At 45.1% G+C, this 23,185-nt stretch carries 14 protein-coding genes; 7 read left to right on the top strand and 7 right to left on the bottom strand.

Annotated features, from left to right (window positions below; all coding sequences use genetic code 11):
* The first annotated feature begins 382 nt into the window (after window positions 1-382).
* Entirely contained in the window at window positions 383-1,057 is a 675-nt protein-coding gene (locus B4C70_RS06050; RefSeq protein ID WP_290777565.1) for a DUF3298 and DUF4163 domain-containing protein, read from the top strand.
* A gap of 108 nt (window positions 1,058-1,165) precedes the next feature.
* Here the strand turns inward: B4C70_RS06050 and B4C70_RS06055 are convergent, their stop codons facing one another.
* The 3 genes from B4C70_RS06055 to B4C70_RS06065 all read right to left on the bottom strand — a co-directional run bounded on the left by B4C70_RS06055 (window position 1,166) and on the right by B4C70_RS06065 (window position 4,273).
* A complete protein-coding gene (locus B4C70_RS06055) occupies window positions 1,166-1,678 on the bottom strand; it encodes a hypothetical protein (protein ID WP_290777567.1) in 513 nt (170 codons plus the stop codon).
* A gap of 243 nt (window positions 1,679-1,921) precedes the next feature.
* The gene (locus tag B4C70_RS06060) at window positions 1,922-2,482 is read right to left on the bottom strand and encodes a hypothetical protein (RefSeq protein WP_174316623.1); all 561 of its coding nucleotides are present in this window, start codon (window positions 2,480-2,482) and stop codon (window positions 1,922-1,924) included.
* Window positions 2,483-2,557: 75 nt separating this feature from the next.
* Window positions 2,558-4,273: a hypothetical protein gene (locus B4C70_RS06065; protein WP_290777570.1), complete on the bottom strand. Its 1,716-nt coding sequence runs from the start codon at window positions 4,271-4,273 to the stop codon at window positions 2,558-2,560.
* A 327-nt stretch (window positions 4,274-4,600) separates the two neighbouring features.
* On the opposite strand from B4C70_RS06065, the gene B4C70_RS06070 reads away from it, so the two are divergent.
* Together B4C70_RS06070 and B4C70_RS06075 are read left to right on the top strand one after the other, a co-directional pair.
* Window positions 4,601-5,035, top strand: a complete 435-nt coding sequence (locus B4C70_RS06070) for a sigma factor (RefSeq protein ID WP_023469451.1) — start codon at window positions 4,601-4,603, stop codon at window positions 5,033-5,035.
* Window positions 5,032-5,865: a tyrosine-type recombinase/integrase gene (locus tag B4C70_RS06075; protein ID WP_290777573.1), complete on the top strand. Its 834-nt coding sequence runs from the start codon at window positions 5,032-5,034 to the stop codon at window positions 5,863-5,865. The genes B4C70_RS06070 and B4C70_RS06075 overlap by 4 nt, the downstream gene beginning before the upstream one ends.
* Here B4C70_RS06075 and B4C70_RS06080 read toward each other — a convergent pair.
* Together B4C70_RS06080 and B4C70_RS06085 are read right to left on the bottom strand one after the other, a co-directional pair.
* Window positions 5,846-6,664, bottom strand: a complete 819-nt coding sequence (locus B4C70_RS06080) for a tyrosine-type recombinase/integrase (RefSeq protein ID WP_290777575.1) — start codon at window positions 6,662-6,664, stop codon at window positions 5,846-5,848. The two genes, B4C70_RS06075 and B4C70_RS06080, sit on opposite strands and share 20 nt — an antisense overlap.
* A gap of 107 nt (window positions 6,665-6,771) precedes the next feature.
* The gene (locus tag B4C70_RS06085; RefSeq protein ID WP_290777577.1) at window positions 6,772-7,455 is read right to left on the bottom strand and encodes a hypothetical protein; all 684 of its coding nucleotides are present in this window, start codon (window positions 7,453-7,455) and stop codon (window positions 6,772-6,774) included.
* 505 nt (window positions 7,456-7,960) lie between these two features.
* Here B4C70_RS06085 and B4C70_RS06090 point away from each other — a divergent pair.
* From B4C70_RS06090 to B4C70_RS06105, 4 genes are all read left to right on the top strand, one after another.
* The gene (locus B4C70_RS06090) at window positions 7,961-11,119 is read left to right on the top strand and encodes an immunoglobulin-like domain-containing protein (protein WP_290777579.1); all 3,159 of its coding nucleotides are present in this window, start codon (window positions 7,961-7,963) and stop codon (window positions 11,117-11,119) included.
* A gap of 168 nt (window positions 11,120-11,287) precedes the next feature.
* Window positions 11,288-13,696 (top strand): hypothetical protein, encoded by a 2,409-nt coding sequence (locus tag B4C70_RS06095; RefSeq protein ID WP_290777581.1) that lies wholly within the window; start codon window positions 11,288-11,290, stop codon window positions 13,694-13,696.
* Between the two features lie 91 nt (window positions 13,697-13,787).
* Window positions 13,788-15,221: an immunoglobulin-like domain-containing protein gene (locus B4C70_RS06100; protein ID WP_290777583.1), complete on the top strand. Its 1,434-nt coding sequence runs from the start codon at window positions 13,788-13,790 to the stop codon at window positions 15,219-15,221.
* Window positions 15,222-15,374: 153 nt separating this feature from the next.
* Entirely contained in the window at window positions 15,375-16,289 is a 915-nt protein-coding gene (locus tag B4C70_RS06105; RefSeq protein WP_290777585.1) for a hypothetical protein, read from the top strand.
* 399 nt (window positions 16,290-16,688) lie between these two features.
* Here B4C70_RS06105 and B4C70_RS06110 read toward each other — a convergent pair whose 3' ends face one another.
* Window positions 16,689-22,310, bottom strand: coding sequence for a SpaA isopeptide-forming pilin-related protein (locus B4C70_RS06110; RefSeq protein ID WP_290777587.1), 5,622 nt, complete (start codon window positions 22,308-22,310; stop codon window positions 16,689-16,691).
* Between the two features lie 95 nt (window positions 22,311-22,405).
* Window positions 22,406-23,176, bottom strand: coding sequence for a transglutaminase-like domain-containing protein (locus B4C70_RS06115; protein ID WP_290777590.1), 771 nt, complete (start codon window positions 23,174-23,176; stop codon window positions 22,406-22,408).
* Window positions 23,177-23,185 lie beyond the last annotated feature (9 nt).

The following is a 23,185-nucleotide window of genomic DNA, read 5'->3' on the forward strand; positions in this document are numbered from 1 at the left end:
TAATTTGACAAACCGTCGAATCTAATTTTAATATCAAATAAAAAATGTAAAAACTGTTTACCAAATGCAGTTTTACGGATAAAAGGATTAACTCAAAAGTCGAGCTACACAAAGATAAGAGTGGCAGAATGATGATCTGCCACCCTTATCTTTCCTCAGTGATTATTTTTAATGTATAGCGCTGGTCATCGTGTTGAATCCTTTCTTGGATTCTAAAATAACAATCGGATATCATTCTTGCCAATTTATTCACTTCACTATTTTTTAATGAAATCATTTTTACTTCATCAATTTTCATTCATCCTAAATAGATTAGGATTTCAATGAAAAACATTGTATAATTTAGATGAATTTGTAAATCATTTTAATTAGGAGGCTTTTTATGAATAAGTTGCTTCTTCCACTTCTTGCGACATCCCTTTTGTTGCCTACCTCGATTTCTGTCGATGCTGCTTCGAAAGCAACCGTCGTTACAAAGTATGCCCACGATAAAAAAAATCTGAAGTACCCTTATGTGTCTAAAGGATTGACTACGTCAGTAAGAAAGACGATCAACGCCGATTTGACGGGGTATTCAAAATTTCTCTATCAAACATATCTCGATACAGAAGCCTTTGAAAAACAAGAAAAAAAGAAGGATTATTGCAAGGAGTTACCCGCCACTTGTAACTTCACTTTCGATAGCTCGTATAAACGGGTCGGAGATAATGCTTCTTATCTAAGCTTCACCGTGCAAAATCACACTTACCTTGGTGGCGCACATGGCTCTACCTACAAATTCGGTGTCAATTACTCCTTGAAAACCGGAAAAGAAATACGGATCACATCCGTACTAAAAACTTCCACACAAATGAAAAAGGTAGAACGATACATTTATGATCGTCTCAAAAACAATGAGAATTATTTCGTGGATCATTTGAGTGATATTGATGTATCGAACACATCTGAGTTCTACTTTACTAAAAACGGTATAAAGGTGATTTTCCAAGAATATGCGATTGCCCCTTATGTCATGGGACAACCAGAAATTTATGTCCCTAAATCCGTATATCAATAAAATTGAGTTTCCTCCACCTCTGCTTGGTTAAAAAGTGGAGGTGTTTTTGAGTTATTTAATCTCATGATTAAAATGGACACAGATGCTTTGCTTTGACGTAAAAATGATTCAACTCAGCTGTAACAAGGCTTCGATGTCTTGATTCATCCCTTTGTACAACTCATGAATCGAAGTGACGATTTCATCGTTGCTTGAAAAGGAGTCTTCAATGATTTGATTCGTATTATAGGAGTTCGCTTGAAGATGATTTTTGAATGCAATCAGATACGATCGCTGCTTTTCATTAAAATAATCCGGTTGATATCTGACGTGATGTCCTATGCTTTTCACTAAACCGTTCATGTCATTCAATAATTGTAGTATATCCGCTTTACGTACATTTTTCTCATTTAATGCAGAAGAAACGAGGACGTTCTCCACCTGCGCCTTTATTTTTTCATTGTATTCTTCATCTTCCGACAGAGTCGGAACGTGTGAAGACAACTTTTGAAGGTTGTTGTGATAACGACTCGTTGTTTGGTCCGAATCCACTTCAACTTTTTTGTTGATGCTGAGAGTGCTATACGGATACATGTAACGAATAGCTATGGCAGCAACAAACAGTACGATGATTGCAATCACCGTATACCTCATCATATTCTTTTTCAAAATTTGCACCATCCTTGTTGATATAACTGATAGATTATTCAAAAATGTACCATTCTTTCACCACTTTATAAAGCTAACCATATTAATTATTTAAGAAACTATTCCTTCAAGAAATAAGCCTGTTTTCACCTCGTTCACTACAAAAAAAGCTACCAGACACCATCGATAGATGGCATCCAGTAGACTGATAACGTGTTCTATATTGCGTACTCTCCTTCATCGATCCGTCGCTGAAACACCAAATGCGCGGACATAGCCTTTAGTATCGTAGTCAAACCACAGCAATGCTTTTTTACTTACATTGTAATAGTACGTACCCTTTTGTTCGAATCGGAGATATTCTTCTTTTTTAATTTGAAAGCTCATCTTTGCTGGGACTTCATCCTTTTGTAGCGTTTCGTGTTGACTCGGTTTCCCGAGCGCCTGTTTGACCTCACTCAGCTTGATTTTACGGTCGTTGAGCTGCGGTAACGTCATCAAGACTCCGACATGCTCCGGGTACTTCGTACTAAACCGAAAATCGGAATACAGATACGTTCCTTTCAACTTCCCGAAGACACAACAATCGGTCTGATCGACCCCATAGCTGGCGTCCTTTCCTTTAATCGTGAAACGATCATACAGCTTCGCCTTTGCCTCAAGCAAGGTTCCTTTTTCTGCTGCTGCGAATTGTTTTTTCAAGTACGCGGCATTCGACATCGTTTTCGCATCAACCGTCATTGGAACAAGTAATACAAGCACTAATAGTAGTGCCATACATCCTTTCATCCATTTCATTCGATGTTCCTCCTTTGTCGTGGATTACCGTTACCCTAACACAACTCCTTCATTTTTCCAAATCCATCCATCTGTTTAATTCACATGAATCAACCGTGCCGTTCCTTTCGCGTCAAAGGCGAACTGGCACGTCACTTGTCCGATCCGATATTCGTAGACGCTGCGAATCGCGTACGTCGCGCGCGTCGTTTTGCCTTCGACGACGCGTTGCGAGTAGGACGTCGCATACGTTTCCTTGAACGTTGGTTTCCCGAACACGGCGCTGACTTCTGCTTTCGTCAGCGTCCGTTTCTCAAGCGCTGGTGCGAGCGTGACGAGATCGATCCGATCGATTTGACTGCCGAAGCGCGGATAACGGGCTACAAAGTGACGACCTTTCCACTTTCCGTTGAGGACCTTTTCTCCTGTTTGAACGAGGCTACCGGACGTACCTGTCCACGAGACATAACTAGCTCCGACGCGCGGCGACCCTTCAAACCCTTGCTTCTCTTGCATCGCCTGCTTTTGACGTTTCAACCAACTGCTGTCGGAGACAGTCGAGAGCTTCGGTAACGGGATGACTTTTCCTTTGAGTGTCGCAGTGTAGCCTCCGTAGGATGCTCGTAACGTGTAGGCTCCCGATTTTTTCCCATACAGTTTTCCGGACGAGACGCTCGCGATCGTCGGCTGATCCGAGACCCACTTCACTTTTGCCGTGACTTGTTTTTTCTTGCCGTCTGCTTGCGTGACATTGAGAAGAAGCGGCTCAGGTGATCCGACCTTTACTTCCTTGAAGGAAGACGGGATCGAAAGTGCGATCGGTCGCTCGACTAACAGGCGACCATCGTACATGTTCGTCCGCTCACCACCATCGGCATTCGCGATGAGGTAGCGGGCTCCTTTCGTCATGCCGAGCACAGACGAGTAACTGATGGAATCATCCCGATCCAGTGATGTCTCGATCCGGTGACCGTTTTTCTCGAACAAGGAGAAGTAACCGTCCCGTCCCGTATACAAGGCACCGATGAACTTCCCACTTTCGTCGACCGCGATATCTTTATACGTTCCGGTCATTCCCGTGATGAACTGCGAGGAGGTACTTTCCTTGAATTGATGTGCTCCATCATAGACATATAGATGGCGGTCATTCGCCTTCGCGAGTACGAGTGTGCCTTCGCGTCCCATCTCATAGGCGGCGTAGCCGGATGGATGCGTGAGACGTTTTGTGAGCGTTCCGTCTTTCTCGTAGACGTCAACGCTTGTCTCGCGGATGATCGCTAAATAAGCAGTCGACGTCCGGATCGCTTTTGCCCCTGTCGTCTCCTGGACAGAACGAACGGTTGTTGTATCTAAATCGTAAACGACTGTCTGCTCGACCCCCTCTTGTTTCGCACTCACAGCAAGGAGATGTGAGTCTGGGAAGAAGCGAGCACGAGTGAACGACTGGAGCGTTCCTGCAGGTGTCTTGATCTGGTCGATGACGTGTAGCACGTTTCCTGTCGCGTCACGTACCTCAAGCACTTGATCCTTCACAAAGACGAATCGTTGTTGATCGTCCGATACCGTGAAGTCTTGTATCGGTGCTCCTTCTTCAGTTGACAGTACCTGTAAGTCACGCGCTTGCTCGAAATCGAAGAGTCGTGGTGCTTCATAAGTCCCCCAGCGCCAGACACGCGACTCATCCGGTACGACTTGAAAAGCGGATGACGGAGTGAGTGACGTGACGAACGGGATCTTGACTTCTGCCGACGAATGGATCGACGTCGCAGAATACAATACGGTCGCAGCAAGACCGACGATCAATTTTTTCATATGTAGTTTCTCCTTTTTAGTAGCGTCTTATTCATAAGTATAATGAAATTCTCAATATTTGCCTTCTTTTTCCAAAAATAAATCTTTTTTCGAACACGTCCGAGGATAAGTAGAGTTATCCGATACAGCCGTCTGATTTCATGCGGTTTTTCTCGATTAAAGAAGAGGATTTTTTCTGTATTGAAGGGTGAACGCATCGTAAAAGATGAGAAAACCGTTGGCACGATTCAAAAAAGTGACGTTGAAAGCCGAGGATAACTCTACTTATACTGAAACTACCGCGGAATACATAGCAGATATGCATATCTCGTCAAAGGACTCCCTCCGATGAATGAACTTCTTCGCAACTGGCTCCCCCTCATCAACTCCCTGCTCTCCCGCCTGTCGATCCACCCAAATGAACAAGATGAATGCCGGCAAGCTGCCTTGCTCCGACTCTGGAAATCAATCGAGGACGGGAAGACGTTGACCGTCACTTTCGTTCGGATTCGCGCGAAAGGCGCGATGCTCGATTACCTGGCGACCCGTAACCGGACGCTTGCGACCGAAGTCGTCTCCGACGCGTTACCGGAACGCCCGCGTACCCCGCACCTGTCATTCACTTATCTTATGAATGAACTCAAGCGAGACTTATCAGCGACGGAGTTCACGTTTCTCGAGTCGTTGATGAACGGGACGGAAGAGACGCTCGGATATTCGCACGCCCGGCTCCGGTCCTTGAAATCCGAACTCCGTAAGAAAGTCGAGTATTTGCTCGGATGATGGTGTTCTATGAAGAACGATTATTAACGTTGATCGAACAAGGACCCTACAGTCCATTGACGAAAAAAGCTTACCGCAGCGACGTCCGTCATCTGTGTCGCAACGTGACCCGAATCGATGTTCCTTCGATGCAACGGTACGGCACCTTACTGCGAACGTCGTATGCTTCGACGACTGTCGCCCGTCGTCTCCACGCCCTGTCGACACTGTTCGACCAACTCGTCACTGAACGTTCGTTAGCACACAATCCCCTCGCACAAACGAAACGTCATCCCCCGATTGCCCGTCGACGCCCCCGCTTTTCGTATGATGAGGTCCGGTCCGTCCTCGAACGGATTACGGACGAGACAATCTACGCGTTCTGCTTTTTACTGCTTCATACGGGACTTCGTTTCGCCGAGGCACATGCTTTACGCCTGACGGATATCGAGTGGGACACCAAGCAACTATTCGTTCGTCACGGGAAAGGAGGACGCATGCGTCACCTGCCGTTACATGACGAATTGCATCGCGTCTTATTGCGTTATCTTGAGACGACGTCCGTCCCTTCGCAGGAATTGTTTTCAACGGAGACGGGTCGTCGCTTCCCGGCAGAACGGATTCGGTCAACGTTACGCGAAGCGAGTCTAACACAGCTCGGTCGGATTCTCCGTCCGCACGATCTTCGGGTGACCTTTGCGACTACGCTCTACCACGAACATGAGACAGACGTATTGACGATCATGCGTCTACTCGGTCACCGGGACGTCCGGACGACCCAACACTATATCCTTCCTTCTAGCGATATCGATCGTGCCTCAGTCAACCGGCTCAAGCCGACAACGTATTGAGGATCTCCCGGATTCGGTTCGTACGACTCCGGATATAGCCGACGGTCGTCGTCGGATGCGCATGACCGAGTAAGCGCTGAATCTCAACGATCGTACAGCCTCCTTCATGATGCAGATAGGTCGCATATGCAATTCGGAGCGCATGCGGGCGGAGCGGTGCGCCGCTCAAGCGCAGGGCGGTGTCCCGAAGAATCACACGTGCCGTCTGTTCATGCAGATGGCGTCCGGTCACGGACTGAAACAGAATGCCCTCTTTACGTTCACCGAGGAAATGCAGGAGACGATGCGACAGCATCATCCCGATCGGAATCGTCCGTAGGCGGCGTCCCTTGCCGTAGCGGACGAATAGCGTATGCGTCTTAAAATCGATATCCCTAACGGATAACAGGCGTGCTTCAGTGAAGCGGAGACCGGTCTGGCAAATCACCTCGAAAAACAAACGGTACACCGGATCTGTGATACTCCGGACGATCGACAGTCCTTCCTGTAAGTCATGGTAAGTCTCGTCGGAAAAACGTTGATGCGTGATCGGTGACACGTCATGCAGTGGATTCTTTTGCAACCTTCCGGCTCGGACTAGTACATTCCCGAGTGAACGCAAGGCATGGAACCGCCGCAGAATCGTCGACGGCTGATAATTCAGACGCATCTGATCGAAGTAATGCTGGAGCGACGCGATCGACCACGAGACACCGGCACGTTCCATATGCCGGACGTCACTACGGTAGGCTTTGATTGTCGGTTTTGCGAACGTCGGATGTGAGATGAGATATTCGTGCAAGTACTCGTCGTGTTGCATGGGAATTCCTCCTTCAGCTAAATGATTTCATCTGCTCGATCTCGTCAATTCCTGCTCCGCTTAGACAACAGGAGTCCATCTAGCAAAAGATGGACTCCTGTATGTATTCATAGTGACGTATGATCTGCGACTTTGAAGGTTTTTTTCTTGTAGTCGTAACTCATGAGGACCATCTTCCGTCCACCCGTCGAAGTCGGGAAAACATACGTCTTATAAGATGACTTCTCTGCACCGATCGCAGCGAGTTCCGCTTTCGATTGAATCGACGACCAATCCGTCGCCTCGACTCCTGTCCACTCCCCAAGTCCTGTTCCAGAAAGAATCGCATCGAGCTGCTTCGCAGTCATTTCTTTTTTAACCTTTGCGCCCTTTGCCAGCTTACGTGTGCTTTCACGTGCGGCAGACTTCGTATTTTCACGATAGATATCAAACGATTTTCCAGTCAACCGATAGACAGAACTATTCTTTTTCGTCATAAAGACGAGTGACGTATCGCTATCTCCGTTCTTGCCATTCGTGAAGTAGTAGAACTTCGTTTTTTGACCGTACGAGATTTCCGTCGACTCGGCTTGTTTCTTCAAGACCGTACTGCCACTCTTCTTCACCAGTTGTTTTTTGTAATCATTACCGTATAAGACTTTTGCTACTTCCGTCATCGTCATACCGGTCTTTAAGTTCGTGTACTGCGTCGTGTACTTCGTTTCTTCTTTCGTAGCAGCCGATGCACTTCCGGCACATACTGTCGCGCCTGCGATCATTGCTGCAAGTACCGTTGTTGTCATGCGTTTCATTCAATCATCCTCTTTCTTCTGTTCATTTCATGAATGCATCATTCATACCTCATCTCATTATAATGGATTTAATGGTTTTTTCTATCTATTTTTCCTTTTTAGTTTTTATTTTTACATTTTTATTCAATTTTTATCGTTTTTTCATGACCTTTATTTCGAAATAACACTCAATTTATACGCTGGATGACCGAATTTAGTACTTTTTGAAAATAAAAGAAACAAGTATGTCATATATTTGAATTTTAGATCAAAATTACTATTTATTGAAACTTTATGAGTATATAGACCTTCAAAAGATGAATATTTATTACATCTCTAAAATCCTCTTATACCAACGTTTCAGGTCAATTGACCTATATTAGATGCCTAATAAATACCATTCAATATAATTATTTTAAAAATATTACATATTTCCCATAATAAAAGGGTAATTTTATTTTATACACCTGAGATGCACGTTCATCCATGCACACTTTAGTCTATTGATTTAGAGGAGGTTGTATTGATGAAAAAAGGGTTGGCAATTGTTCTGAGTCTTCTTCTCATTCTGTCCTATGGGTTGACCCCATTGGGTGCTTCTGCCGCTTCTTCGAGTAGCGTCAAGACCGTCTACTCACCGAAGTATCTCGTTCACTACGGTGGCGTGAAGTATGCCAAGAAGAAATTGACGTATCCAAAATCCGTCAAGGTCAAGCTCTCGAACGGGAAGTATGCGTATCGATCCGTCAAATGGAGTAAGGTCAGCTTTGATAAGAAGTACATCGGAAAGAAACAAAAGATCAAGGGGGATGTCTACGGTACATCAAAAAATGCGTACTGGTATGTCAAAGTCAAAAACTATCCAGCGAAGGTACTTGCTCCGAATGTCATGACCGTCGGAAAGAATCAACCAGCGAACTTGCCGACACGTCTTTCAACGATTTTCGAGGGTGGACAACGCTACTCGTATCCGCTCAAATGGAGTAAAGTCTCAACCGCTTCATTCGGTACGAAAAATCTGACGTATTCGACAGTCGGACGCAACCTCGAAATCTACGGGGCTGCCAAGCTGAAAGTATCAGATGTCGTTCAGTCGATGCAGAAGTATTATCTCGTTTCGTACGGGAAAAAGATCCGGGCAACCGGCAAAATTCTCTATGAAGCAAAAGGTATGAAGAGCTACCTCGTCATTACGGATAAAAAGACGGGTGAGAGCACGAAGATGTATCTCAAGCTCGACAAAAAGGGTCACTACTACGTGACAAGTCAGGAGCTCGCACCAGGAGACTACACGGTCTATATCCTGTCGGGTTCAAAAAAGACGAAATCCGTCACGATTACGATCAAAAAACCGATCACGGAACCAACGGATGAACAAAAACGGGAACTGCTCCAAAAATTACTTCTCGTCATCAACGTCTCGAATCCCCTATTAAGTGACATCGAGTTCCCAGAAGTCGATGGTGTCTCGTTTACGGTCGATTCAGACAACTCAGCCGTCTCTAGCAGCGGAAAAGTCACGCGTGGCGCGACCGATCAAACCGTCAATTTCGCAATCAAGGCGACATTCGGCGGTGTGACGGAAAGCAAATCGTTCTCGAACATCCTCGTTCCACGAAAAGATCTATCGGACGAAGAGTTGATCGACTTCACGCTTCAGAACTTCACAATCGCCAATCCACTCAAAACGAATATCACATTACCAACGACTGAAGGAATCTCGTTCTCGCTGATTTCGTCGAATGAAGCCGTCGTCTCAAGCAACGGAATCGTCAAACGCGGAATGGAAGATAAACAAGTCGACTTGACGTTACGCGCGACGAAAGGCAGCCTGACAAAAACGAAGAGCTTCCCGAACATCCTCGTCCCGAAAGTCGACAATGCGATAGATAGTCTGTTGCAGGACTATCTCGATAAACTCGATATCAAGAGTCCGGTGACGAAAAACATCGTCCTTCCAGCACTTCCAGGTGCTACGGTTTCCATCACATCAACTAAACCTAACGTCATCTCAGACACAGGTGTCGTCACACGCGGCATGACGGATCAAACCGTCTCGATCGTCGTCTCGGTCACAAAAGACGGTATCACGAAATCACGTGATTTCTGGAACTTAAACGTTCCAAAACGTGATGACGCGACAGCGATCTCACTGCAAGACTATCTCGACCAATTAACGATCGACAATCCATTAACAAAAGATCTCATGTTGACGCCACCAGAAGGTGCGACGCTCGCTATCAGTTCTTCGAACACGAATGTCGTCTCGAATGCTGGTAAAGTCACGCGTGGTCTTACGGATCAAACCGTTTCATTGACGATTTCCGTCTCTAAAGACGATGTCGTTAAAACACGGACGTTCTCGAACATCAAAGTACCGCAACGTGATGGTGTCACGGAAGAAGCGTTACAAGCGTACTTGGACGCACTCGTCATCGCCAACCCACTGACGACGAACCTCTCTCTTCCATCACTTGACGGTGGAACGGTCACGATCAGTTCTTCTGACACGAAAGTCATCTCAAATGCAGGTGTCGTCACGCGTGGTGACGCGAACCAAACGGTTTCACTGACGATCATCGTCGCAAAAGACGGCAAATCAAAATCAAAAGTCTTCTCGAACATCCTTGTTCCAAAACGTGATGTCACGACTGGCGAATTACTTGATCTATATCTAGCAGGTCTATCGATCAACAGTCCGTTGACAGCAGATCTTTCACTGACACCACCTGCTGGTGCGAACTTGTCAATCAGCGCGTCGGATCCAAGCATCTTATCTAACACAGGTATCCTGACACGACCTGATGCTGATAAAACGATTTCCGTGACGGTCAACGTTTCTAAAGACGGTGTCACGAAGTCACGGACGTTCTCGAACATTCTTGTCCCAATCAGTCTCTCGGCAGAACTCGATGCTGCACTAGATGCGATCAATCTCAATCTCATCAACTTAACAGGTAACGTCAATCTGCCAAGTAGTTCTAAAGGAATTGCTGTTCAATGGACTTCGAACAACCCGGACGTCATCTCAAACGACGGTGTCGTAAAAAGTGCATTGAATCTACAAAACTTCTCACTCAAGGCAAGCGTCACAAAAGGTGGCATTACGAAAACGAAAACGTTCGCGGGATCCGTTGCGGCTGATCTTGGTCTATCCCTTAAAACGGATATCGCAAAAATCAAGTCAAGCGTTGGTACGTTGAATGTTGCCTATAACCTCAACCTTCCGACTTCATTGAATGGTTCAGCGATCGATTGGACATCTAGTGCACCATCGCTTCTCAACAATAGCGGGGTAATTCTAAGCGACTCGAGCGCGACACCATTCACACTTACTGCGAAATCTGGAGGAACAACGGAAACGTTGAATCTTGCTATCCAGCGTCCTTCTGGTGGTTTGCTAAGCGGCGTCGTTGATTTACTTGGAAATGTATTAAACCCTGTCGTCAACACATTAGCTAGCGGTCAAGGAACAGCAACACTTCCGAAAAGTTACGGTGGTCTTCTTGGTATTGGAGCACGTGATATTACCGGCTGGAGTAGTTCACACCCGGATCTCGTGACAATTCAGGGGTATAACTTAACTGTAAAACGTGATGATGTTGATCACCTTGTCGTGCTCTATGCAGACTATGAGGGTCTCGAAAAACCTGTTCCGGTTCTTGTCAAAATCCCTAAACGTTAATTTTTCAAATCTGCGTTTCTGAATTTCATATGCGATGAATCTGACTTTCCTAATCAGGTTCATCGCATATTTTTCTAACTGATTTTTCTGCTACATACATCACTGGAACTTCAACACCTGAGAGCCAATCATTTGCCTGGACATTACACTTTCTAGGGAGGTTTGGTCATGCGAAAGAGTCTTATCGTTCTTCTCTGTCTGTTGCTTTCCTTCCCCGCTTCATTCCAATCCGTTGCTGCTGCTAAATCAAGCAGCGTCAAAAAAATCTACCGCCCTACATCCACCGTCCATTATGGCGGTGATGTGTTTGCGGTCAAACCTCTTTCTCCACCGAAGACCGTCCGTGTCAAATTAGCGAACGGTAAAAAAGCGAGCCGATCCGTGAAGTGGAGTAGTGTTCGTTTCGATAAACAAATCATTGATCGAAAACAAAAAATTAAAGGAAACGTCGCTGGAACTTCTAAAAACGCTTACTGGTACGTCACGATCAAAAATTATCCGAAATCGATTCTTCCACCTGTTGTAAAGACGGTCGGAAAAAATCAATCGGCCAACCTTCCAGAACGGCTATCGACGATTTTCGCTGGCGGGCAGCGCTATTCGTATCCACTCAAGTGGACACGGGCAACAACAGCGTCCTTCGGGAACAAAAGCGTGAAGTACACAGCCGTTGGACGCAACGTCTTGATTGCCGGGAAAAATACATTACGCGTTTCAGACGTCAAACATGAAAACGTGAAGTATACGCCGTTTGAAAGTGGTCGCCGACTACTCGTCACCGGTCGCATCCTCTACTCGGCAAAAGGTATGACACATCACCTGTACCTGATCGACGATAAAAACCGTGTATCGATGTATCCACTGAAACGTGATCGCCAAGGATACTTCCGGATCGAAACAAATGTGTTGCCGGTCGGACGCTATGACGTTTCGATCTTAAGCGGATCGAAAAATGCAGCTCCTTCCACTGTGACAATTCGTAACGTCGTCACGCCTCCAGCACCGGACGACTCACGAAAAATCTTGAAGGCATTGCTTGCAGGAATTACGATTCCAAATCTGCTCCTCCAAAACATTCAGCTTCCGCAAGTGGATGGGGCCACATTCAGCATCCGTTCCACGGACGCCAATCTATCGCCTACCGGACAAGTCACTCGTACAGATCAAGAACGGGACGTCGCGTTCACGATCGTCGGGAAATTGAATGGTCTTGAAGAAACGCGCTCCTTCTCGGGCGTCACGATTCCGAAACGTGACCTGACGGACGAGGAACTGATTGACTTCACTCTCGACAAATTCAAACTGGCAAGTCCGTTGACGAAGGATATTCAGTTACCACAAACAGAGGGCATCTCGTTTCAATTGTTGTCTTCAAACGAAAAAGTCGTCACACCGGACGGTAAAGTACGCCGTGACCTGGCGGACCAACTCGTCACGCTTACACTGAAAGCGTCAAAAGGCAGTCTCGAAAAATCACGTCTCTACTCGAATATCACTGTTCCTAAAGTCGATAATGCGACGGAATTGTTCTTAGACGACTACTTGAGTCGCCTGACATTTCCGAATCCTTTAACAAGAGATTTAGTCTTACCTGCCGCTACGGGAACGACACTTTCTCTGACGTCTTCACTTCCGGATGTCCTCTCATCGACCGGGAAAGTGACACGTGGACTGACCGATCAATCCCTCTCATTTCTTGTTTCGGCGACAAAAAACGGCGTGACACGAACACGTAGCTTTTGGAACTATCAAGTCCCAAAACGAGATACGGCAATCGATGAATTATTGACAGACTACTTGAATAAGCTCAACATTCCAAGTATATTGACGCGTGATGTAAGTCTTCCAACAGTAGAGGGAATTCAAACGACTCTTTCTTCAACCAATACCTCTATCTTGTCAAATACAGGTCAGATCACCCGTGGTCAAACGGATAAAGTCGTGTCACTTACAGTCATCGCGACGAAAGATGGAGTCACTAAGTTGCGTACTTTTTCGAACTTGACGATTCCAAAGAAAGAGAATGCGACAGCTGACCTGCTTGATGATTACTTGAAAACGGTCGAAATCCCGTCACCTTTGACGGCTGATTATTACTTGCCGCCCCCGATGACACCGGGAATCGAAACATCTCTCTTTTCAACGAACACAGCTGTCCTTTCGAATACAGGAAGCGTTACACGTGGTCTGACGGATCAGATTGTCTCCGTGACAGTGACAGCCTCAAAAGACGGGGTCATTCGTAAGAAAGAGTTTCCGCTGATCACAATCCCGAAACAAGATGTATTACCAGATGCTTTGATTGACACTTATTTAAATCAAGTCGAGATTTCTAGTCCGCTGAATCAAAACATTCAGCTGCCTCTTGCACCTGAAGGAATGACTGCTTATTTGACCTCTTCTCAGCCTAATGTTGTCGCAACGTCAGGCGTGATTAAACCTGCAGACACTGCTCAAACCGTTACGGTCAGTGTGACGGCTATGCTAAACGGTGTTTCAAAGACGAGGATGTTTTCAAATTTCAGTACCCGCACGGTCTCTGACAGTCTTAGAAGAACTGACGAATTATATAAATAGCCTTTCCCTACCGACATCACTCGTAAATAATCTTTCATTGAACCCACCTGCAGGTATAACCGTTAGCATCGAGTCCTCCGCTACTTCGCTGTTGTCTAGTACCGGAATCCTGACACCGGATATTATTGATCAAGAGACTGATGTTACGGTCATCGCCTCGAAAAATGGAATATCGCTCTCGAAACAATTTGGAGACATTTCAGTACCGAAACGCGGATTGACTGATTCAGAATTCTTGAAGCAGTACCTCAATCAACTGTCGGTTCCTTCTTTAATAACTGAAAAGCTTAAATTGATTGATGAGGCGAATGCTGAAGGAATTAAAGTGACTTTGTTGTCCAGTAATCCTGCGGTTCTTTTAAATGACGGATCCATCGATCCAGCTGCAACCAACACTACTTTATCGTTAACAGTGACTGCTGAGAAAGGAACTGCTACGGAGAGCAAAACCTTTAATCAGCTAACGGTTCCGATGAAAAATCCATCTCCTGCTGACATTGTCCAGTCTTATCTTGATGGCCTGAGCATTCCAAACATTTTAACGAATAATCTGGTTCTTCAAGCACCAACTGGAATCACTGTTTCGATTAAATCCGACAAGCCTTCCGTTGTAGCAAGTGGCGGAGTCGTCACTCAAGGTATCGTTGACGAAGTCGTCGATATCACAATAACTGCGACGAAAGACGGCATTACTAAAAATCGAACGATTACAGGTATCAAAGTTCCCTTAAGTCCAACAAAATTAGTAGATAAGGCGTTACAAGATCTCTCCCTCAATTCACTAACAGATTTGACGTCTTCCATCAGTTTGCCGACTCAAATCAATGGATTACCAATCACGTGGAAATCGAGTAATACGAACATCATCAGTAATACCGGTATTATCATTCCGACCGTTTCGTCACAGGTGTTCTCTTTGACGGCATGGATCACGAAAGACGGCATACTAAAGAGCAAGACATTCGATGGAACGCTTGCCGGGAATCTCAGCCTCATCCTTAAAGAAGATCTCGCTCGCATCGCAGCTGTTAGTCCGACATTGAATGTCTACCTTGACTTAAAGTTACCGACGACGTTGAACGGCATACCACTTACGTGGAAATCAAGCAATGAAAGTCTTTTAACGAGTCTCGGAATCGTAAAAAATCGATCACAAATTACGCCTTTCACGCTTTCTGCGACGACTGGCAATACTTCAAGTATCCTGTCGCTCGCTACGCAAGATACTCAGACATCCTTACTTTCAAGCTTACTGAATGTCCTCGGAGGCATCGTCAATCCGATCGTCGATTCACTCACATTAGGAAAATCAGCATCTCTGCCAAAAAGTTACGGTGGTGTTCTTGGCATTGGAGCAAAATCCATTGACGGCTGGACATCCTCTCATCCAGACATCGTGACGATTCAGGGAAATCAGGCTGTCGTAACGCCAGACAAGTACGAACACCTCGTCGTCTTGTTCGCAAAGTTCGAAGACGTGCCTAAACCGGTACCATTCCTCATCAAGGTTCCAGCAAAAAAATAAGATTTCTTTTCCCTCTGTATGTGTTTCAGTACAGAGGGATTTTTGATTTTCGCTAAATTGATGTTTTTTAAAATCTCATTTCTTTATCATTTAAAACTGAAAATATATCCAGTAATTTCCTTGCTATACTACAGAAAAAGGAGGCGTTTAACGATGAAAAAAAGTATGACATGGACAGCACTCGTGACGCTTGGTCTCAGTAGCGCAGTCTACCTCTCGCCTGTTGAAGCAGCGACAGACGAATTCACAGTAGAAACAAAAAACATCAACACACGGATGGAAGTCTTAAAAGGAAAAGCACCTGCCGGATCAATCGTCGTCTTACAGTCGGACGACACAGAGGAAGAAGACTTACAAGAAGTCGCTCATGCAAAAGCGGATACAAATGGAAACTATTCGATCGAGTTACCCGAAGAAGGATTGATCGGCGAGGATTTCTACGACTACCATCAATCTGATTCCGATGAGTATGACTATGATGAGGAGGACGAAGACAGCTCTTCCGACGTCACACCGAACTACTTCCTCGAAGTCGTGAGCGTCGATGATTACACGGGCGATGATGATGGAATGGAAGATGACTGGGACGATTATTACGTAACGCGTGCCACTTCTCATGGCGATGACGATGGAGGAGACGACGGTGATGAACCGGGTGATGATGATGGATATGACGATGGCGATGAAGGGGACGAGCCGGGAGAGGATGATGGCGATACGACGGAAGAACCACGAGATCCAATCTCGTACGACCTCGATCCAATCGACCTCACGGTGCGGACATTCATTCCAAAAGCAGCAACTGTCGATACGAAAACACTGACACGTACGACTCGGACAGTGACCGGATCTGTTTCGAACAAGGATGTCCGTGTCGAAGCTTACGTCTACCATAAGTCGAGCAAATCATGGAAACTACTCGGTAAGGCGAAGCCACGCAGTAATGGCTCGTATAAGATGTCGATCAATAAGAAATTGTACAAGAAAGATGCGAGCGTCAACTTCTACGTCGTCGGGAATCGTGATGCGGACGGTTTCAGTAAAGCACTTCGTAAAAAATACAAGTAAATTGGAGTAGTAGAAAGGAAGCGCGACATCGTTACGTCGCACTTCCTTTTTAGTGACTATTTCTAAGGAATTATCTTGAAAAGGAGTTAATCCAAAAACACATTTCCATAAAAAGTTAATCAGAGCCTATAATCAAAGATTTTTTCCTTTAAACTAAAGAAGGTTACATTATTTGGTTTTAAACCAAATTTAATTCCTCAATTTTCTAATTAAAAGGAGCTACTATTCATGAATCGTCTCACGCGTTACCTACCTTCTTTAGCTGTGATTATCTTTAGTATCCTTGTCTTCTTATTACCCTTCCGTTGATCAATCTTTCCCTATGTCAGATACAATGAAAAAGCTGTCTCGACATACGTCGGGACAGCTTTTTGTAATCCTATTCTTATCTTTCTCTCTTTAACCTTCGCGTTGACTCTTTTTTCTTCTATTTAGAGACAGTAGAAGAACTCCAAATGCCGCAAGCAAGAATCCAATAGGCTGAGTACTGAATGGCTCGGACTCACCCGTTTGAGGAAGGCCGCCTGAATTCGATGGTCTAGTCCCATCATCGTTCGGTGTATCTGTTCCCCCATTTGGTTTGTGAGGCGTTTTCGGATCATCCGGTTGTGTGGTGTCCTTTGGGTTACTCGGATCTTTTGGATTACCTGAACCACCTGGCGTATCCTCGTCTTCAAATTCATAATCCGGATCAATCGTGTTCGTTATCGTGACACGAACGATGGCTTCCCCACCACTTTTCAGACGAATGATACGTGGTTCAGAATCTAACAGATAACCGACAGGTGCTTGTGTCTCGATAAGGGTATACTCACCGGAAACAAGATTCGGAATACGTGCTTCTCCTTTTTCGTTTGTCGTTACACGAGTAACACGCTTTCCTTGCGCATCCTGTAATTCAAATGTTGCATCTTTCAAGGCTTCCCCGGACTCATCATCCACTTTCTGAACGATGAGAGTCTTGAGTCGTTCATTGAAGAGGATCAGTTGCTCCATATCAGCTTGATTCTTGTCGATCACGACATCGTGTGGTGTAGCGTCCAGCTCATATCCTGCAGGTGCTTTCGTTTCGATGAAGCGATATGTTCCTGGCGTCAGTCCTGTTACGAGGATTTCACCAGAATCATTCGTCACGAGACGATCACGTACGGTACGTTCATTCGAATCCAATAGTTTAAATTCCGTACCCGAAAGCAGACTTTCATCCGTACCATCTTTTTTGATCAGACGAATCGATTTGAACGTATCGTTCGTCATCTCGATTGTTACGACTTCATTAGTTCCAGTCGACAACGTGAATGGACGTGGTGTGGCATCTAACTGATATCCTTCTACTGCTTTAGTCTCGATAAACGCATAGTCTCCCGGTAATAATTCGTTGACGTAGATCTCACCGTTCGTATCCGTCACGAGTTTTTCTTTGATGATCTCACCAGTAGGTTTTTGGAGCGTAAACTCTGTTCCAGCTAGTCGCTTCCCATTCGTCGCATCCGTCTTCACGAGTCGAACGGCTTTTTTCTGTTCATTTTTCACCGTCACGAGTGTCGACACACTTTGACGACTCGATACAGTGAAGACGTGTTGTTTTGAATCAAGCAAATAACCGTTCGGTGCTTTTGTCTCGATAAAGGCATAGTCTCCCGGTACAAGACCGCTGACATACACTTCACCGTTCACGTCCGTCACAAGTCCTGTTCGAAGGATTGTTCCGCTCGCATTAATCAACGAGAACTCCGCTCCCATCAATCGGGCAGAGGACAATGTATCGATTTTCGTTAATCGAACGGATTTAAATGTATCGTTTGTTGCTCGGACGATCGCAGTATCGTTATTTCCTCGTACGAGCGTAAAGACATACGGTGTTCCGTCCGTCATATAGCCGCCAGGTGCACTCGTCTCAACGAAACGATATGTTCCTGGTACGAGATTCGTCACCAGGATTTCACCACTCGTATCCGTCTTCAAATTAGTTTGTAAAATGTTTCCTTGGCCATCTAATAGAGAGAAGACTGCATCCGCAAGCGGTTGACCGGTCATCGCATCCGTCTTGATTAAACGCACTGACTTTTTGCGTTCGTTCTCCACTGTGATCAAGCTCGGCGTACGTTGTCCTGTCGTGACCGTGACGGCTTGTCGAGTCGTGTTTAACAAGTAACCATTCGGTGCCTTTGTCTCAACGAAATGATACGTTCCCGGATTCAACTTCGTGACGAGTACGGTTCCGTCCGTTCCAGTAACAAGACCTGTTCGGATTTCATTATTTGCTGCATCATACAAACTGAATTCGGCACCTTGTAACGGCGTCTTCGTCTGATCGTCAACTTTCGTCAAACGCACTTCTTTTTGTTTTTCGTTCGTAATCTGAAGTTGCTGAACATCTGGACTGTCGAGTTTGATCGAGAATGATTTTCCGAGTCCAAGGAGGATATATCCATCCGACGCTTTTGTCTCAACGAGGCGGTAGTCCCCGAGATCGAGGTCCTCAATCAATAACTTTCCATTTGCATCCGTCTTCAGATTCTCCCGTATCGTCTGATTGGCGGCATCAACTAGTTTGAACGTCGTATCCGCAAGCGGTGCTTGTGTCACATCATCCACCTTCGTGATTTGAACCGACTTGAATGCCTGATTCATGACAGTCAATGACGTCGCGATCAATTGATCCTTGACGATCGTAAACGATTGTTTCGTTGGATCCAACAAATGACCAGCCGGTGCTTTTGTCTCGACGAAAGAGTACGTTCCTGGTAAGAGGTCTTTTACCGTCAACGAACCGTTTGCATCCGTCACGAGGTTCGTTCGAATCGCCGTCTCGTTCGAATCATAGAGCGTAAATTCAGCACCCGCAAGATCTTGGTTCGTTTTCTTAGACTTTTTGATCAACGTGACATCTTGTCGAATCTTTTTGTTGGTAATACTTGCACTTGATTCCAGCTGAGATACCGTGATGGCCTTATCAGCTTTGTCGATAAAATACCCTGGAGGTGCACTGATTTCACGTAACGTATATTCTCCATATAAAAGACGACTGAAGATTAATGTTCCTTTATCATCGGTCGTTCCGGTTCGGATAGTCCGTCCACTTTCCTTGTCGATCAATGCAAACGACGCATCTTCGAGCATCTCCGTACCGCTCTCGTCTGTCTTTTTGATCGTCAAAGTTCCGGTTTCGCCTGACGACGTTCCCATTCCACTCGTTCGTTTGACCGTAACAGTCGTCTTTTTCGTCGTCGTACCTTCTTTTAAAACATCTGCCGTAAACGCGACATCGTTCGTGATTGCCGCTCCCACTGCAGCGACGATGAACGAATCGTATTCCAGAATGTACGGACGATTTATTTCTTGATTGAACGACAGACTGAATTTCCCCATCGGTTCTTCTTCTTTAATCGTATATTCCGATTGCGGTAAAAGCGCGTCCTTGGTGACCGTTCCATCTACCGCTACTTTCGTCGTATACACCTTAACGGAGTCAATCAAGATGTCCTGATTATTTGAAGGCGTATCAGTGACGATGACATTTTGAAGCGTCGATTGACCGTAGTTCAATTTGACTGACCAGCCGATCATCTTTCCGTTTTGCGTACCTGATTTGTCGGCATATGTCCCGCCATATCGAATCGAGACACTTGCTTTTAAGTCTCCTAATGCTTCATTACCGTCTTTGACGACCGCTTCATTTTCATACGTCGGTTGAATGAAGGTTTGATCAATCGATGTTTTATACGTAATCATGTAAGCGTGTGACGTCGACTTATTAAAGGCTAGTACGAACTTACCGTCCTCAAAAATGACGGAGTAGTCAGATTCAGGTACTAGAGTGGCAGCTGTATATTCTGTTCCACCTTTCCCGCGAACCAACTCAAAGACTTCGAAAGAGGATTCGATCATCTTTTGACCGGTTTGCCACGTGTCTGTGACTTGTAAGTCAGTTGTCGGATATTCGTGATAGTTGATTCCGACCTTCCAAGTGATTTCTTTTGTGATGGCGTTGTATGATCCACCTTTAAAGCCATTATTTCTAGAATAATCGGAAAGCACAACGCGGTCCGTCACTTTCGCTTGACGGTCATTATCATCTTTATCTTTCCAAGCAACTGTTGCCGTATTCTCTAAATACTCTTTTGACATATCTGATCGTTGACGATAATCAAACGTTGTTTGATATGTAATCGTGTGAGGACCAGTGATTGTGTTTTTGAACTTTAAAATGAAACCGTCTGTTGTAAGAGTCAGATCATAATCATCTTTTGTCATTCCGGAGACCTGAATCGAGTCTTTTAAGAACGTCAGGCCCTTGTTCGTAAAGTCGTCCGTTAAAACGACATCTTTCATATCTTTATTATCTCGGTTCAACTCAATTTTCCAATCGATAGTTTCAGCAGCATAGTCGGGCGTGACATGCGTCTTTCGAATGACGGATTGATCGACCGCTTGTGAAGCGTTACCCGTTCGACCATCAATCGAAATCGTGTTATCGACTTTACCTGAATCTAACAATCGATCAATCGCTTGTGTCGTATAGACCAATTGATAAGCTGTTTTATTTTTAGGGAGTGTCAACGTAAATCCGTTTGTCGTACCAGTCGACATTGGATCTGGAGTAATGGAAACTTTAGTGCGATTACTTTCTTTTCCGTTCGCATCTAATTCAATTTCATAAAGCGTTACATCTTCGAGTTGATGCGTGTTCGTAAATTCATCCGTGATCACTAATGAATTCAAGTCACGTTGACGATAGTTGATATCCGCTGTCCATGTGATCGTCTGTGTCGCGTCATCATATTGGGTCGCTTTTTTAACTAAATCCGTTCCCCGACCAATCGCGACAGTCGAACTCGCTGTCACTTCTTTAAAATCGCTCCCTGTGAGTGCTGTCGTATTGACGAACTTCGCCGCCTCTTCATCCTCAATCATCGTCTGGAAGGTGATCAAGTACGCATTCGTCATTGTGCCGAAATCAACACGTAGCCCTGTTGTTTCATCGAGCGTATATTTCGAGGTGACGTCCTCTTTGTTGTCGATCGATCCGTCCATCTTTAATACAAGACGCTCGATTTTCAAACTTCCCGGAACGAATTTTAACCCACTTGGTATCGCATCCGTCCAGATCGCGTTTTTGATATCTTTTAATCCTTTATTTAATTCAACGTTCCATGTAATTGATTCCGCATTGTACACGCGATTCGGGACACCGCTCTTCGCAATATCCTTTCCCACATTTTGTAACGCAACACGGATTTCTTTTGTTTCTTTTCCTTTGATTGGTTCAATTGTGATGGTCTTCTCTTCCGAAATGGACACCGTCTCTTTGATTTGAGTCAAGATTTGAAGTTCACCATTGATATTTGAGAATTCATTCACTTTTTCATTAAATGTAACCGTCGCGTTTCCATCAAGGTCCACGTTGAATGTCCCAAGAGATACTCCGTTAAAGTTCAACGGTTGGTCTTTTACGATATCGTAGATCTTCAATTCGTCTGGGACTTTGAAGGAAAATGTCGATCCATTTGTGTACTTGTGACCATTCGGGATTGACCACTTGTATTTGATTTCGACGACTGACTCTGTCGTCGCTACATCGGTAACCTTATTATCTGATGTAGTAATATTTAGCAGATAAGAATCTAAGATATTATCTGTGATGACCATGATTTTATCATCCGCCAAAGGCGCCAACATCTTCATCGAAGAAGACGATTGTTCTTCGTCTTTCGTAGCTGGCTCCTCTTGAGTAGTTTCTTCTACTGACTGTTTTTGATTCACCTCGGTTGTTTGCTCTTTTTTTACCTCGGTGGACGTATTTTCAGGAGAATCCTTTGCTGCGGGTTCTTCCGTACTGGAGCCTGGAGTTTCAGAATCTTTCGTGGTGTCTTCTTTTACTTCAGCATTTGGAACTGGACTGGCGGATTCCTCATTCGAAACAGGAGGTGTATCACCTGTCGCATATACGAGACCTGTCGTTGCAAAGGGCTGCAAGACGAGGAATACCGCTAATATCATGGATAGCCATACTCTCATGCAAGTTTCCTCCTAACTCATTATCCGTAGACCACACAAGTTATAGAACAGGAGGTATCTCAAAAATCTGTCAGAGGTATGAGCCTTTATTGCGCTTAGTAATCAAGTGTCATCGTATAGTCAGATCGTTTTTGGTAATTCGTCGTCTTATGTTCTGTCACGTCACGTGTCACATCGATGATTCGCCAAGCTCCCTCGATATAGACTTCGTTCCAAGCATGATAACCCTTGATGCCTTTCGCAGTACCCATGGCAAGGCGCGTCGGGATGCCTTGACTCCGTAACAATCCGGCTGTCAAAGAAGCGAATTCATAACAAATTCCGCGTTTCTTACGTAACGTGTCTGAGTTATCAGGTAGGTAGCGAGCGGGTAATGTCTTTAGTTTTTTAGCGTCATACTTGATGAGTTGACGGACATATCGGCTTGTAGCAAGGGTTTGTTGAGAAATCGAATAGGATGGACGCGATAAGGACGTCGCAAGACGAGAAACCTGATCGTTGATGATGATATTTTGAATGTCATGGAGATACGGTGCCGTTTCTTTTTCCAGTTGCACACTGAAAACTTCACGTGCTGTTCGTTTATATCGCTTTCCATCTGTCGAGTGGAAGGTGGAGAGCGTATATGTTCCATTACCAAAGAGGAGATTAAAATGATTACTGCCTTTGAACAAATCGTAATGTCTGACTTGAAGACCGTTTCTTATTTCAAGCTTCAGATAGCCCGTCTCGTTTTTTGAAACCGTGACATCGACTTTTCCTGTCGTTGTCTCCACTTTCATGCGAGGAGCTGCCATGATTGATGTTTCACATACGACCAATTGAAGACACAATAAAAACAAGATACCGAAAAAGACTTTTTTCATGAGATACAC

The organism is Exiguobacterium sp. UBA5002 (genome assembly GCF_002396765.1).
GTDB lineage: Bacteria > Bacillota > Bacilli > Exiguobacteriales > Exiguobacteriaceae > Exiguobacterium_A.